The organism is Bifidobacterium saimiriisciurei (assembly GCF_010667655.1).
In the GTDB taxonomy this organism is placed as follows: domain Bacteria; phylum Actinomycetota; class Actinomycetes; order Actinomycetales; family Bifidobacteriaceae; genus Galliscardovia; species Galliscardovia saimiriisciurei.
The window spans coordinates 79,328-92,818 of the sequence record NZ_WHZU01000006.1 but is presented as its reverse complement, the minus strand read 5'-3'; the positions used below and the strand labels follow the sequence as shown (position 1 = coordinate 92,818).

At 54.1% G+C, this 13,491-nt stretch carries 10 protein-coding genes; 5 read left to right on the top strand and 5 right to left on the bottom strand.

Translation table 11 applies throughout. The features are described 5' to 3' along the window. Positions 1–8: 8 nt before the first annotated feature. Complete coding sequence (locus GFD18_RS05005) at positions 9–1,061, top strand: glycosyltransferase family 2 protein (protein WP_318644321.1); 1,053 nt, start codon at positions 9–11, stop codon at positions 1,059–1,061. A 60-nt stretch (positions 1,062–1,121) separates the two neighbouring features. Here the strand turns inward: GFD18_RS05005 and GFD18_RS05000 are convergent, their stop codons facing one another. Both GFD18_RS05000 and GFD18_RS04995 read right to left on the bottom strand, forming a co-directional pair. Then, a complete protein-coding gene (locus GFD18_RS05000) occupies positions 1,122–2,291 on the bottom strand; it encodes a glycosyltransferase family 4 protein (protein WP_163198474.1) in 1,170 nt (389 codons plus the stop codon). Continuing rightward, positions 2,288–3,199: an NAD-dependent epimerase/dehydratase family protein gene (locus tag GFD18_RS04995; protein WP_318644322.1), complete on the bottom strand. Its 912-nt coding sequence runs from the start codon at positions 3,197–3,199 to the stop codon at positions 2,288–2,290. Before GFD18_RS04995 ends, GFD18_RS05000 begins: the two co-directional genes overlap by 4 nt. A gap of 286 nt (positions 3,200–3,485) precedes the next feature. On the opposite strand from GFD18_RS04995, the gene GFD18_RS04990 reads away from it, so the two are divergent. The 3 genes from GFD18_RS04990 to GFD18_RS11385 all read left to right on the top strand — a co-directional run bounded on the left by GFD18_RS04990 (position 3,486) and on the right by GFD18_RS11385 (position 8,146). After that, positions 3,486–4,922, top strand: a complete 1,437-nt coding sequence (locus tag GFD18_RS04990) for an oligosaccharide flippase family protein (RefSeq protein WP_163198478.1) — start codon at positions 3,486–3,488, stop codon at positions 4,920–4,922. Positions 4,923–5,403: 481 nt separating this feature from the next. Then, positions 5,404–7,698, top strand: a complete 2,295-nt coding sequence (locus GFD18_RS04985; RefSeq protein WP_163198480.1) for a S8 family serine peptidase — start codon at positions 5,404–5,406, stop codon at positions 7,696–7,698. Positions 7,699–7,771: 73 nt separating this feature from the next. Then, a complete protein-coding gene (locus GFD18_RS11385) occupies positions 7,772–8,146 on the top strand; it encodes a hypothetical protein (RefSeq protein ID WP_404801607.1) in 375 nt (124 codons plus the stop codon). A gap of 94 nt (positions 8,147–8,240) precedes the next feature. Here the strand turns inward: GFD18_RS11385 and GFD18_RS04980 are convergent, their stop codons facing one another. The 3 genes from GFD18_RS04980 to GFD18_RS04970 form a co-directional block, all read right to left on the bottom strand. Further along, positions 8,241–9,695: a sugar nucleotide-binding protein gene (locus GFD18_RS04980; protein ID WP_163198482.1), complete on the bottom strand. Its 1,455-nt coding sequence runs from the start codon at positions 9,693–9,695 to the stop codon at positions 8,241–8,243. Positions 9,696–9,839: 144 nt separating this feature from the next. After that, positions 9,840–10,859 carry a dTDP-glucose 4,6-dehydratase gene (gene rfbB / locus GFD18_RS04975; protein ID WP_163198484.1) on the bottom strand — a complete coding sequence of 340 codons (1,020 nt, stop codon included), beginning with the start codon at positions 10,857–10,859 and terminating at the stop codon, positions 9,840–9,842. A gap of 88 nt (positions 10,860–10,947) precedes the next feature. Continuing rightward, positions 10,948–12,246 (bottom strand): DUF2142 domain-containing protein, encoded by a 1,299-nt coding sequence (locus GFD18_RS04970; RefSeq protein ID WP_163198486.1) that lies wholly within the window; start codon positions 12,244–12,246, stop codon positions 10,948–10,950. A gap of 252 nt (positions 12,247–12,498) precedes the next feature. Between GFD18_RS04970 and GFD18_RS04965 the strand changes: the two genes are divergently transcribed. Beyond that, positions 12,499–13,452, top strand: a complete 954-nt coding sequence (locus GFD18_RS04965; protein WP_163198488.1) for a glycosyltransferase family 2 protein — start codon at positions 12,499–12,501, stop codon at positions 13,450–13,452. Positions 13,453–13,491: the final 39 nt, after the last annotated feature.

Genomic DNA, 13,491 nt, shown 5'->3' with positions numbered 1-13,491 from the left:
TTATACTAATGACAGCCTATTTAGGGAGCGGCTTCACGATGCGTCTCTTCATACAAATTCCATGCTTGAACGAGGAAAAGACCCTGCCCCTCGTGTTGGAGAACATGCCGAAGGAGATCCCCGGCATCGATGACATCCAGCTGATGATCATCGACGACGGTTGCTCCGACAAGACCGTCGAAGTGGCGCGCAGCCTCGGCGTGCAGCATGTGGTGCATCATGCGAAGCCGATGGGTCTGGCCCGCGCGTTCCGCGACGGCGTGGACTACGCATTGAAGCACGGCGCCGACATCGTGGTGAACACGGACGGCGACAACCAGTATCCGAGCGCCGCCATCGCCGAACTGGTGCAGCCGATCGTGCGCCATGAGGCGGATATCGTGGTCGGCGATCGTCAGACCGCGAAGATCAAGGAGTTCAGCTGGTTCAAGAAGCGTATGCAGCACTTCGGCTCCTGGGTGGTGAACAAGGCCGCCGGCACGAATATCCCCGACGCCGCCAGCGGCTTCCGTGCCTATTCGAAGTCGGCACTCATCAAGCTGAACATCGTCACCGAGTTCAGCTACTGCATGGAGACCATCATCCAGGCCGGCAACAAGCGCATCGCCATTACGTCGTATGCCATCACCACGAACCCGAAGACGCGCGAATCCCGCCTGTTCTCGAACATCTTCGAGCATATGGCTAAGTCGGGCGGCGCCATCATCCGCAGCTTCCTGATGTTCAAGTCGAACGTCATCTTCAAGTGGTCGGGCATCGTGTTCGCCGTCGCCGGTCTGATTCCAATCATCAGATTCCTTGTACTGGCCGCCATGGGACTGACCGAAGGCCACCTGCAGTCGCTGATGCTCGGCGTGGCGCTGCTCATGCTCGGCGCCCTGTGCTTCGCGCTGCAGATCATCTCCGAAGTGCAGCGCATCCAGCGTCGTCTCGTTGAGGACGAGCTGGAACGCACCAAGGAGATCCAGTACTCCCTGCCCTATCAGAAGATCTGGGCCCAGCAGGACGAGTTCGGCGGCTACACCGGTGAAGCGACTGGCCTGCCGGGTGAGAACGACTGATTGATTCCGCTGGATGAAAAAGCTCCGAATCATTACGATTCGGAGCTTTTTCGCATCAACTTACAGTATTCGTTCAATCAGCTGATGGTATTCCTCGCCGATACTTGCGAAATCGAATCGTTTCGCGAACCTGACCGAATTCTCGGAGAACTTCTTACGCAAATCGTCATCGGACAGAATCTTCTGAATCGACTCGCGGATAGCGGAGACATTCTTCGGTTCGGTCAGATAGCCGTTCTCGCCATCGTCCACGGCTTCGGCGATACCTGCGATATCGGACGCCACGATCGGCGCCCCGGAGGCCATGGCTTCCAGAATGGCCACAGGCAAGCCATCCTTGTCGCCGTTCGCGGCAATCACCGAGGGCGCTGCGAACACGTCGCACGAGGCGTAGATGGACTTCAGCTCATCCTTGTTCTTAGGGCCGAGGAACTCGCAATCGAGGTTCAGTTCCTTCGCCTTGGCCTGCAGCATGTCCATTTCCGGACCGTTGCCAACCACCAGCAGCTTGGCATCGATGTCTTTCATGGCCTCGAACAGGTATCGGGCACCCTTCTTCTCCACCAGACGAGCCACGAACAGCACGACGGGCTTGCCATACTTATCTCGCAAGGTGTTGTCGCGGTGCTCAGGACCGAAGAACGTGAGGTCCACGCCCATCGGAATCACACGGATATCATCCGTGTTCTTGTATTTCGACTGCAGCACCTTCTTCAGATCGTCGGAGACCACGGTGACCGCGCCGGCGTCGTTGATGATATTCTGCTTGATCTTGTTGATGGGGAACCCGTTGAGCGAGGTGACGTCGCCGCCGAGGCCGGAGATGATGTACGGCTTCTTCTTGCGCAGGAACGACTGGGTGACGCCCTGCGGCACGAACCAGTTCACGAGTACGGCGTCGCAGTCCTTCATCGCACGTCGAGTGGCGAAGTACTGAGAGATAAAGAAGAACGGCACAAGCAGGCCACGGGTCTTCTTCTCTTTGATGCGCGGAACGATGGCGCCGGGGTAAGCCAGCGTCTGCAGGCTCTTGATGGGGAAATACCGGAAGCGCCTGACGGTGATGCCCTCCATGTTCTCGACGGACTTGGCCTTGGGAGCGGCCGGCACGAGCGCGGTCACGTCATAGTACTTCTTGAGCTGCATGCACAGGTCGTAGATGAACTTCGGTTCGGTGTCGTTCATCCAGCGGGGGAAGGTGGATGCCGTTACCAGCAGCTTCTTTTTCATTGACGATGTTCCTTAAAGTATTCGTACGTTGTCATAATGCCCGCGTCCAATGATACGAAATCGTCGATGGACGCGATGTCCTTGTATTTCTCGATGTCGAGCACCGAATACGGCACGTCGACCTTGCGTCCGGGCTTGTGTTCAAGCCGGATGTCTTCAGGCAGGGTGTCGGCGATTGCCTTGACCACGTCGGCGACCGACGTGCCGATGCCGCGTCCGACGTTGTATATGGAGTTCGCCTCGCCGTTGTCGATGACGTCGAGAATGGCCTGCGCGGCGTCGTCGATAAAGATGAAGTCACGCACCACAGAGCCGTCACCAAAGATGTTGATGGTCTCATGGTTCAATGCCTGATAGACGAGCTTGGTAATAAGGCCGAGCGCACCGTGCGGGTTCTGTCCCGGACCATACGGGTTGGAGAGGCGGATGACCTGGTATTCGAGATCGGAGCTGCGGGAGGCGTAGCGAAGCGCCTGCTCGATCATCACCTTCTGCAGACCGTAGGTGTTGATGGGGTCGGGAAGATCAGTCTCCTTGTTCGGCCGTGAGGACGCACCGTATACGGTGCCGCCGCTCGACATGAACACCACCCTGCCGACATGCTGGGTCACACAGGCATTGAACAGTTCAACCGAGGGAATCACGTTACCGTGAATCTCGTCAAGCGTGTCCTTTTCGGTGCCCGGAACCGAGGTACTGACCAAGTGGATGACCAAATCAGCGCCGGCGACCAGTGCGGCGAAATCGTATCCGGACTCGAATGAACCCTGCACATAGCGAATACCGGTTTGCCGAGCAGTACCATCCTGAGGTACCACTCGGTCAAATACGGTGATGTCATGCTTTCCGGATTCCGCAAGACGGCTCACCAGGCTTCTGCCAAGAAAACCCATTCCGCCCAATACCACTATCCGCACCGCATGACCTCCTGACAGGCACTTCCCTTGACGGTCTTTACAACCTTTTGAACATGAGTTTGATATTCGGTATAACCACCAAATATGTTCTTCAAACTAATGCATTAATCCATGTTACCGAGGTGGGTGTATCGAAGGATATAGTACAGAAATTAGCAGGTTCAAACATCCTTAAACCCTTCTTAAACCTGACATCATGCACTTCCACATACCGTAAAATCTTCTGCTAGACTGATGTCGCTCACACACAACTATGGTCTGAGGATGTTTGTTTGCTATGCGCAAAGGTCTTGTACTGAATCTAATCAGCAATATCGTGTTCTTCGTTGCTGGATACGTGATTCATTATTTCCTTGGCAATACAATGCCCGCCGCAAGCTACGGCATCGTCGGCACGATTATGACTGTGCTGGACTTCGAATACATGTTCCTATCTAACGGCGCCAGGCAGTCGCTGTCGAAGGAAATTTCGATGCGGCGCTTTAACATCGGCGACGTAATCCGCAAGAGCATCATGTTCCAACTGCTGCTGGTGCTGGTGTTCTTCGCCATCAACTTCTTCGGCGCCCCGCTGTTCGGTACAGTGCTCAACGATTCCTCGCTGGATTTCTACTTCCGTATCGCTGCATTCCTCGTGCCGGCCAATGGCATGTATGTTCTTCTTCTGGGCATCAACGAAGGCATCCAACGATTCAGCACTAGCGCCCTCATCAGCACCATCTATCCCATCGCAAAACTGTCGGTAATTCCACTGATTATCTTCGTGTTCAAGAACGACCCTGTTGCCGGCGTGGAAATCGGATACCTGCTGGCCCTGCTGTTCTGCATTATTCTTGGATGTCTGTCCCTGATTCGGCATCGCAGCGAACTGCATTCCACCGGCGGCGAGAAAATCCGTTTCGGTACGGTCGCTCATAACACGCTGAGTTTCTCAGTGTTCTTCATCGTGGTTTCGCTGGTACTCAGCATGGACACCCTTGTGGTAAAGTCCGTGGTCGAGCCCGCCTCAATGACCGGTTACTATACAGGTGCCGTGAATTTCGGCAAGCTTTCGTACTATTTGATGACCGCGTTCTTCACCATCATCCTGCCTGTGGTGGCCAAAGCAATCGGCGAACATGATACCGATACCGCCATCAGCCGGGTCAAGGAATTCCTGCTGCTCATCGCCGTATTCATACTGCCGATCCCGGTAGTCATCTCCGCCAGCAGCGAGAACCTGCTTGTCTCCTTCTATCATGCAGACTTTGCCGTAGCTGCACCCGCGTTGAGTTGCCTATCCATGTCCAGCTTTTTCATGGGCATGACCGTATTGCTCAACATGGTGCACACGAACTTCGCTTCCAACCGCTTCTCCGATGTGTTGTCCATTGTGTCACTCGTCGTGGTGATTCCGCTGTTCATCGTCGCGGGTAAATTCGGCGGAATCACGTGGATCGCCGCCGCAAGCATGTGCTCTACGCTGTTGACAATGATTGCCTCGTACTGTGCGGTCATTCGCAAGACAGGCAGCCTCATCACAGGCAAAGTAAGTATTGCGGTAATCGGCGCTATCACATTGTGGGCGATTGTCCGTATCCTGTTCTCCACCGTCCTGCACACCACCAATCTGTTCGCGCTCGCCGGACTGTATGCAGCGGCGTATGCCGTATACATCGGGGTTATGGCAACAGCAAAGGTTGTGAGCATACCGAAGGAACTACTAAAGCAGTAAAACCTTAAGCACCGATTGTGACCATATGAAATCTCTTGCCCCCTCAAAAAAATGGAACATTGCCTCCCGGCATGCAACACTAACACTCACAAAGTCATTCTCCATAGCTTCTCGCGGCTTATATTCATCGGCTAAACCTCTGGCGTAGTATGCTTTCCAATTACTTTATGCCTTATTCTCATCATTCTTGTCAATAAGAGATATCGACCCAATTTCGCCAACAGTTCAGGAATAGCTTCAAGATACTGCTTACAGAAGAAGAGACCATTCTCAATAAAGTGAGGGTTCTTTTCATTCTTTTTGTTTTAAAGAAAAATCCAAATGGGTTGATAAATAGTCAGAACTGTATTCATCAATAAGACACACATGAATATCCTACCGTCGTCATTTGTACTTTCGTCACGAAATATAGGGAGTAAGCTGATATCTAGCGCCCTCGAAGAGGAGGGTTCTGCTGTCATAGGAGAAAAGAGGGAAGAGCATGGATATCGGCAAACGAATCATAGGCGCGGCAACGGCCGCAGTCATGATATTCAGCGGTTTCGCGGTGGCGACGACGTCCGCTTCCGCAGCATCATCCCCGTTGGTGTCTCCGGAATGGAGCGAGGACGCGATACGCAACTACGCCATCAATCTGGCGGACGAGCACGCCGGCTCGTCGACGATGACGCGGGCGAAGAACCTGGTGGCCACAGTCGCACAGCAGGAGAGTTCCGGCGCAACCGTGCTGGCATCCTATCCTCAGTTCGGTTCGTTCTTCGTGCAGGCCGCCAGCAAGTCATTTGCCAAGGATTACGCGGCTGCGGCCGCCAGAAACGGCATCGCGCTGCATTCGGTCGGTGACACGCGCCAGTCCTCGGTGCGTTCCGACGAAAACGTGCTGCAAAGCGGCGTATCCACGTATGGCGAGGATGCTTTCGAAGGCACCAAGAAATTGGAGATAATTCGTAAAATCAAAACATATGAGGAAGGCCTTTGGGGCATCAAAATCATCGGCGGCGATAAAGCTAAAAAAGTAATCAAAGATGACGTCAGACTAAGTCCGGTAACGGTCGGAGTTATGGATTCCGGCATCGATGAGAATCAGGAAGATCTCATTGGCCAAATTGATGTCGAATCTTCTACATCGTGCATCACCAATGGCATTCCAGACAGTGATCCTGATAAGAGAAACCAAGTAAAATACGACATAATGGGTGACAATCGTAATAACTTCTATCATGGCACCCATGTTGCCGGTACTATAGCAGGAAAAACATACAACTCAACTTGGTGGGGTTTTACCTATGAAAATAGCGTGAATCCTCAGGCTAAACTAGCAAACATCAGGGATACATACCACAACTACATCTACCCGGAATACGCAGTTTGCGGATTATATTGGGCTGTTGTCCATCACATCCCCATCGTAAACGCTAGCACTAGCGTAGATCCTTGGATTTACTGGGTGCCCAATGCTCCAACGCAGGCTGCAGGATACGAAGTGGTCCGTCGCGTTGTGGAATATGCACAAAGCAACGACATTTTACTCATTGCTAGCGCAATGAACAACGGAGATGATCTCGATAATATCTCTGTAGATTCCTATAGTCCCAATGACACCGGATTCCCTATTCCAAATCGTCCAGTCAAAGGTGGCAAATCTCTTTTTTCGTCGTTACCTGGTGTAATCGCTGTCTCTAATGTTCAGCGAAATGTTGACGGTACATTATCACGCAACGAGGGGTCTAACTATGGGGCCAACACGATAGCTATTGCTGCTCCGGGAACAGATATTGCCTCTGCCTATCCTGTAGAAATTGGTATTAATTCCGACGGAGGATGGGGGTGGTCCACCGGCACGTCGATGGCGGCGCCGCATGTGGCAGGCGTGGCATCGCTCATCAAGGGCATTCACCCCGAGTACACGGCCGCGCAGATCAAGGCCCAGCTGTTCAAGCAGGCCAACTACAAGCAGCTTTCGGCACCGACCGACGGCAAGGAGTATCGCGGAGCCGGCATGGTCGACGCGTATGCGGCCGTGACGAAGAACCAGCCGAAGGCCACGATTTCGTCCGTACAGTATTCGACAGATGGCGGCTCGACATGGTCGAATTTGCATGGGGCCACGATTGGCGGCAAGGTGAAGATTCGTGCCGTCATGGGCGGTGCCGTCACGTCCGGCGCATTCTCCGGTGCCGTCACGGCCTCGAAGAATGGTGCGGGAACGTTGACGCTTACCAAGGACGTGGACTATTCCAATATCTCGAAGACCGCGAACAAGACCCTGACCATCACCGCCTACGGTCGGAACAGCAGCAAGGACGCCGATGACGATACGACGATGAAAATCCCGTATACGGTGAAGGTAGATTCTTCGGCAATGTCATCTGGTCCTGAGATTTATCGTTTGTATCATTCGGGCGCGAACGTGCATCACTACACGGCCAGCGCCGGCGAGATGAGGACGCTGGTCCAGCGCGGCTGGAAGTACGAGGGCGTGCTCGGCAGGGCCGCGGCGGCCGGGACGGGCTCCCCGGTGTACCGCCTGTACCACAACGGCATCAAGCAGCACCACTTCACGATGTCGGCGTACGAGCGCGACGCGAACGTGCGGCAGGGGTGGAGGTACGAGGGCGTCGCCTGGCACAGCGGCGGCAGGTCGGGCCGTCCGATCTACCGCCTGTACAACGACCGCAACAAGGAGCACTTCTACACGTCGAGCCTGCACGAGTACAACGTGCGCGGCACCCAGGACTGGCGGAAGGAAGGCATCGTCTGGTACAGCACCGAATAGCATTAACTACAAGTGCGTTGAATCTATTTGACTACCCACTACGGCAAACAAAGCAACAGACCGCCCAGTCACCGTGTTCGTGGGCAAACATATTCATGAGCATGTTTCGTTCCAAAGTGTAGAGGCTGGCACTCCTGGGGCCGTCCCAATCTATCGTGAACTTGATAGACGCACCGGTAACCATAACTGGACTGCAAGCGCCGCGGAACACAACCATCTTGTTCGCAAAATGGGATGGAAGAACGAAGGCATCGCTTGGTATGCATTCCCGCCAAACGCCAATCATGGAGTAACGGTATACCGTCTATACAATCCGACCCGTTTTACAATGCGTAACAGCAAAGGCAACGGCGGTAATGAACACCTCTACACCCTCAGTAAAGTCGAATACAACAAGCTCAGTCATATTGGATGGAGAGGCGAGAACATAGCCTGGAGAGGAATCTGACTTAGCCGGGTTCGGTTCTTCTCCGCTGAAACTAGTGTGCCATCCGGCGAATAGCTCGCCGGATGGCACACTTGCATAAGAAAAGAATTATCTTCTACTCCCCCAGTTCCTTGACCACGTATGCCTTGAGGGATTCCTCCCAGTCGGCGGGCTTGTAGCCGGCGGCCTCGATCTTGGCGAGGTTCAGGGCGGAGTGCACCGGACGGGGGCTGACCGGGTTCTTCGCGTTCTTGAAGTACTCGGCGGTGGAGATCGGCTTGACCTTGTCGCCGTTGCCGTTGGTCTGGTCGAACACGGCGGCGGCGATCTCGGCCCAGCTCTTCACAGCGCCGGAGCCGGTGAGGTTGTAGGTGCCGTATTCGGCGTTGCCGTCGAGCAGCGCGAAGATGGCCTCGGCCATGTCCTTGGTGAACGTGAGTCGGCCCAGCTGGTCGTCGACGACGGTCACCTGGTTCAGGGCGTCGTCGGCATCGGCCACGCGGTTGGAAAGCATCATCATGGTCTTCACGAAGTTGTGGCCTTCGCCGATCACCCAGCTGGAACGCAGGATGTAGTGCTTCGGCGCGTTGGCCACGGCGATGTCGCCGGCGGCCTTGGTCTGGCCGTACACGCCGAGCGGAGCGAACGCCTCGGTCTCGTCGTGCTCTTCGGCGGTGCCGTCGAACACGTAGTCGGAGCTGATGTGCACGAGCGTGAGGTTGTGCTCCTTGGCCACCTTGGCGAGCAGGGCCGGGCCCTGGGCGTTGGCCTTCCATGCGACCGGACGGCCTTCGGCGGTCTCGGCCTTGTCGACGGCCGTGTAGGCCCCGGCGTTAATGATGGTGCCGTAGAGGCTCCAGTCGTAGGCCTCGTATGCGGCCGGGTCGGAGAAGTCGAACTCGTCGATGTCGGTGTATTCGAAGCCCTGCAGGTTGTGGACCTCGGCGTATGCACGGATGGCGTGGCCGAGCTGGCCGTTGCAGCCGGTCACGAGCGTGCGCTTCGGGGCCATCGGCTTGGCGTCCTTGAGCATCGGATGGTGCAGGTCGGCTTCGCTTCGCTCGGACTCCTCCAGCGGAATCGGCCACTGGATGTTGAGCTCCGGGTCGGCGAGGTTCACGAACGTGTAGGTCTTCTTCTGCTCGAGGCTCCAGTGCGCGTTCACCAGATACGTGTACGCGGTGCCGTCCTCAAGCGCCTGGAAGCTGTTGCCCACGCCACGCGGCACGTAAATCGCGCGGCTCGGGTCGAGACGCGTGGTGAACACCTGTCCGAACGTCTCGCCCGGGCGAAGGTCCACCCACGCACCGAAGATCTCACCGGTGGCGATGGAGATGTACTTGTCCCACGGTTCGGCGTGGATGCCGCGGGTCACGCCCTTCTTCGCGTTGAAGGAGATGTTGTTCTGCACCGGTCCGAAGTCCGGCAGGCCAAGCGCGGTCATCTTCGCACGCTGCCAGTTCTCCTTGAACCATCCGCGGTTGTCACCGTGCACCGGCAGGTCGAACACCAGCAGACCGGGGATGTTGGTCTCGGTGACCTTCAGTTCCTTCTCGAATTCAAATGCCATGATTGCTCCTCGTTCGTCGTTATGCATCGTTATAAGTCATGTGATGCGCACATGACTTGCCGTACATCTGCGTACGCCCCCTCAGTCTGCTGAAAGCAGACAGCTCCCCCACCATTCGTGGGGGAGCCGGAAGGGATTAGTCGATCACTGGCCCTGGGCCTTGTACTTGGCTTCGGTGGCGGCCTTGGCCGGCTCCCACCAGGCGCGGTTCTCGGTGTACCAGGCGATGGTCTTCTCGAGACCCTTCTGGAAGTCGGTGTGCGTGGGCTTCCAGCCGAGCTCGGTCTGCAGCTTAGTGGAGTCGATGGCGTAGCGGCGGTCGTGGCCCGGACGGTCCTTCACCCAGTCGAAGTCATCACGGTCCTTGCCCATGACCTCGAGGATGTCCTGCAGCACGGTGATGTTGTTGCGCTCGCCGTTCGCGCCGATGAGGTACGTCTCGCCGATGCGGCCCTTGGTGAGGATGGTCCACACTGCGGAGGAATGGTCCTCGGTGTGAATCCAGTCGCGCACGTTCTTGCCGTCGCCGTACAGCTTCGGACGCAGGCCATCGAGGATGTTGGTAATCTGGCGCGGGATGAACTTCTCCACATGCTGGTAGGGGCCGTAGTTGTTGGAGCAGTTGGAGATGGTCATGCGCACGCCGAACGTACGGTGCCACGCGCGCACCAGCAGGTCGGAGCTGGCCTTGGTGGACGAGTACGGGCTGGACGGATGGTAGGGGGTCTCCTCGGTGAACTTGGCCGGGTCGTCGAGCGCGAGGTCGCCGTAGACCTCGTCAGTGCTCACGTGGTGGTAGCGCACGTCATACTTGCGGGCGGCCTCGAGCAGACGGAACGTGCCCTCGACGTTGGTCTTGAGGAACGGCTCCGGATTGGCGATGGAGTTGTCGTTGTGCGATTCGGCCGCGTAGTGCACGATGGCGTCGTGGCCGGGGACGAGCTTGTCGAGCAGCTCGGCGTCGCAGATGTTGCCGTGCACGAAGTCGACACGATCGCCGAGGATGCCCTTGATGTTCTCAAGGTTGCCGGCGTAGGTGAGCGCATCGAGCACGGTGATGTGCACGTCGGGATGGTTGTTGTAGACGTAGTGGACGAAGTTGGAACCGATGAAGCCGCAGCCACCGGTCACGATGATGTTCTTCGGAGAGAATGCTTCAGTCATAGGTTCTATGGTATCTGTGCCTCGGTACGAAAGTGTATATAATCGTTGGCCGGCCCCTTGTTATAGAGCTGGCCAACAATCGTTACGCTCACCGTACAGGCCAGCTCATAAGATGAGCAATCAACAGACCCACGTACGTCCATATGATGCAACACCAAATAAACAACCAAGCTTTTTTCTTGTTATCAACTTTGAGCCCAAAAGCAGGAAGAAGCAACCCTAACAAAGGAAGCATCGGGATGAAATATCGGTTCTGCAATCCTCCTGCATAGCCTCCGGGCACCGGATTCCCCCACGAAGCAATCATTCCGACAACAGTTACAGCGTAAAAAGCAACTACGGTTCCTAGCGTAATACCTTTTTGAAGAAAACCACATGCCGGAATTTCAACAGTGAAAATCAAAAACACCGCAATAAATACAGGCAACATAACCGTCCACGGCAATTGGGTATTACCCGATCCAGTTGCGAATTGAATGTTTCTTGCCGTATTTAATGGATCTTTCACCATATCCATTGGGTTAACGAAAGTAACCAGCAAGGACTGGATAGTCTTCCCCGGATTTGAAACGATCTCAGCCAATGCAACATGGTATTGCTTCACAGTGATAACCGCACTGGGAGGAATCGCACTTATCTGCTTTGACCAGAAAAGGTACGAAAGAGGTGAAGCGACAAACGGTATCAAAACACGCCAATCAAACTTCGGTCCAACGAAAAACAATGGTATAAGCAAAAGAATCAAGACATTGCTTGTCACTTTTGCCTGTCCGAGGCAAAACCCGACAAGTGTGAGCAGTAGTATTCGTCCCCACGTATTAACTTTCTTCTGCCAGCAATATAAAACGGCTCCAATATAGAGGAATGCGGTTGCGTTAGATACGGCATCCGAAGTCGGAAATGTCATACTAATTAACGTGGTCGGAAGAATCGCTACAGCAAAAATAACGTTTCCCCAATCCCCTGCTAAGTAAATCGCAACAGCAATCATCAACGAACATAACAACAATGTCAGGACGGAAGCCAGACGATAGTGTCCCCCTGATAATAGACTAGGCCAATAAGTGTACGGCGAATTAATCGCCGTATTATTAAAGGCCACAAAAGACCTATCCCCTTTTATCAATCCATAATTACCGGAGCCTGAAGGGTCTGACTGCGCAATCCAATGCCCCTGAAGGATGCTAATTACTCGATTCCAGTGATCAGCCTCATCTGGGCGAGAAGGATTGATATCGAAGAAGACAAGCAGAATGCCTGTCACCCAAGTAATCAGCAGATATCCAACAACGATTTTTTGGGAATATAAAGTGCGGACGAATCTACTCCATGCGGATAGTGACTTTCCCGAACACCGATAATCAGTAATTCCAATTGTGGAATCCATGTTCCTCTTTTCCCTGTTTCTCGCTCCCTGCGATGCAAAAGACATGTCTGCCTGCAACAGGCTACTTGCAAACCATAACCCCTATTCTGCAATTTCGATAACAGACAATTGAAATCGTAGCTAATTCCCCCAACTGAATCACGCACTATTCCTTAAAGATATAGGTTCATTGGCTAGACATTATTTAGAGGTGCCGGCAAAGTAGGAGAGCAGAAAAACTTTGTCGGTCAGTATCGGACTATAGTGGCATACATGCCTATCAACCATTCGAATTCTTCGATAGCCGTGCTCTTACCCTGCTACAACGAGGAAGTAACCATCGGTAAAGTGGTCCGGGATTTTCGTAAGGCATTACCGAGTTCGGTCATATATGTCTATGACAATAATTCCACCGATCGGACTGCAGAAATAGCTGAGTCCGAAGGAGCCATCGTCCGCAAGGAGCCTCGGCAGGGCAAGGGCAACGTCATCCGAGCTATGTTTGAGGATATCGACGCTGATGTATACGTGATGGCGGATGGTGACGACACCTACCCCGCCGACGACGCGCCTGACATGGTCGCCAAAATTCTTGATGGCTATGACATGGTCATTGGTGATCGTCTCAGCTCTACATATTTCCAGGAGAACAAGCGACCATTCCATAATTTCGGCAATCGTCTTGTACGAGGCTCAATCAACCATCTGTTTGACGCACAGGTCACCGATATCATGACCGGATATCGAGCGTTCTCATTTACCTTCGTAAAGACCTATCCGGTACTGTCTCGCGGTTTTGAAGTGGAAACCGAAATGACCATCCACTCACTGAACAACAACCTCCGTCTATTTGAGATGCCAATCCAATACCGAGACCGACCTGAAGGATCCGTCAGCAAACTCGACACCGTTGGCGATGGCATCAAGGTCATGAGCACGATTTTCCGTATGATCCGCGAGTACAAGCCGCTGCCATTTTTCGGAGGCTTGGGCTTGCTCATCGGCATTATCGGTCTCATCTTGTGCGGCGGCGTAACCTACGAATTCGCCAAAACCGGTCTGGTCCTGCACTTCCCCACCCTCATTGGCGCAGTCATGTTGGTAATTACCGGACTGCTGCTTATCATCGCCGGAATCATTCTTGATGTCATGGCGAAGAATGATCGAAAGACGTTTATCATCGATGCCAATAAATTCGCATATATAGAAAGGTGCAACTCTAACTAAGAGTAGATAAAACGAATGGGACTATGCGGTTATTCGCAT

What these genes read in the sequence shown, in the direction of transcription:
- rfbB (WP_163198484.1), bottom strand. Translation starts at nt 10,859, where the DNA reads ATGACTGAAGCATTCTCTCCGAAGAACATCATCGTGACCGGTGGCTGC.
- GFD18_RS04990 (WP_163198478.1), top strand. Translation starts at nt 3,486, where the DNA reads ATGCGCAAAGGTCTTGTACTGAATCTAATCAGCAATATCGTGTTCTTC.
- GFD18_RS04965 (WP_163198488.1), top strand. Translation starts at nt 12,499, where the DNA reads ATGCCTATCAACCATTCGAATTCTTCGATAGCCGTGCTCTTACCCTGC.
- GFD18_RS04970 (WP_163198486.1), bottom strand. Translation starts at nt 12,246, where the DNA reads ATGGATTCCACAATTGGAATTACTGATTATCGGTGTTCGGGAAAGTCA.
- GFD18_RS04985 (WP_163198480.1), top strand. Translation starts at nt 5,404, where the DNA reads ATGGATATCGGCAAACGAATCATAGGCGCGGCAACGGCCGCAGTCATG.
- GFD18_RS04980 (WP_163198482.1), bottom strand. Translation starts at nt 9,695, where the DNA reads ATGGCATTTGAATTCGAGAAGGAACTGAAGGTCACCGAGACCAACATC.
- GFD18_RS05005 (WP_318644321.1), top strand. Translation starts at nt 9, where the DNA reads ATGACAGCCTATTTAGGGAGCGGCTTCACGATGCGTCTCTTCATACAA.
- GFD18_RS05000 (WP_163198474.1), bottom strand. Translation starts at nt 2,291, where the DNA reads ATGAAAAAGAAGCTGCTGGTAACGGCATCCACCTTCCCCCGCTGGATG.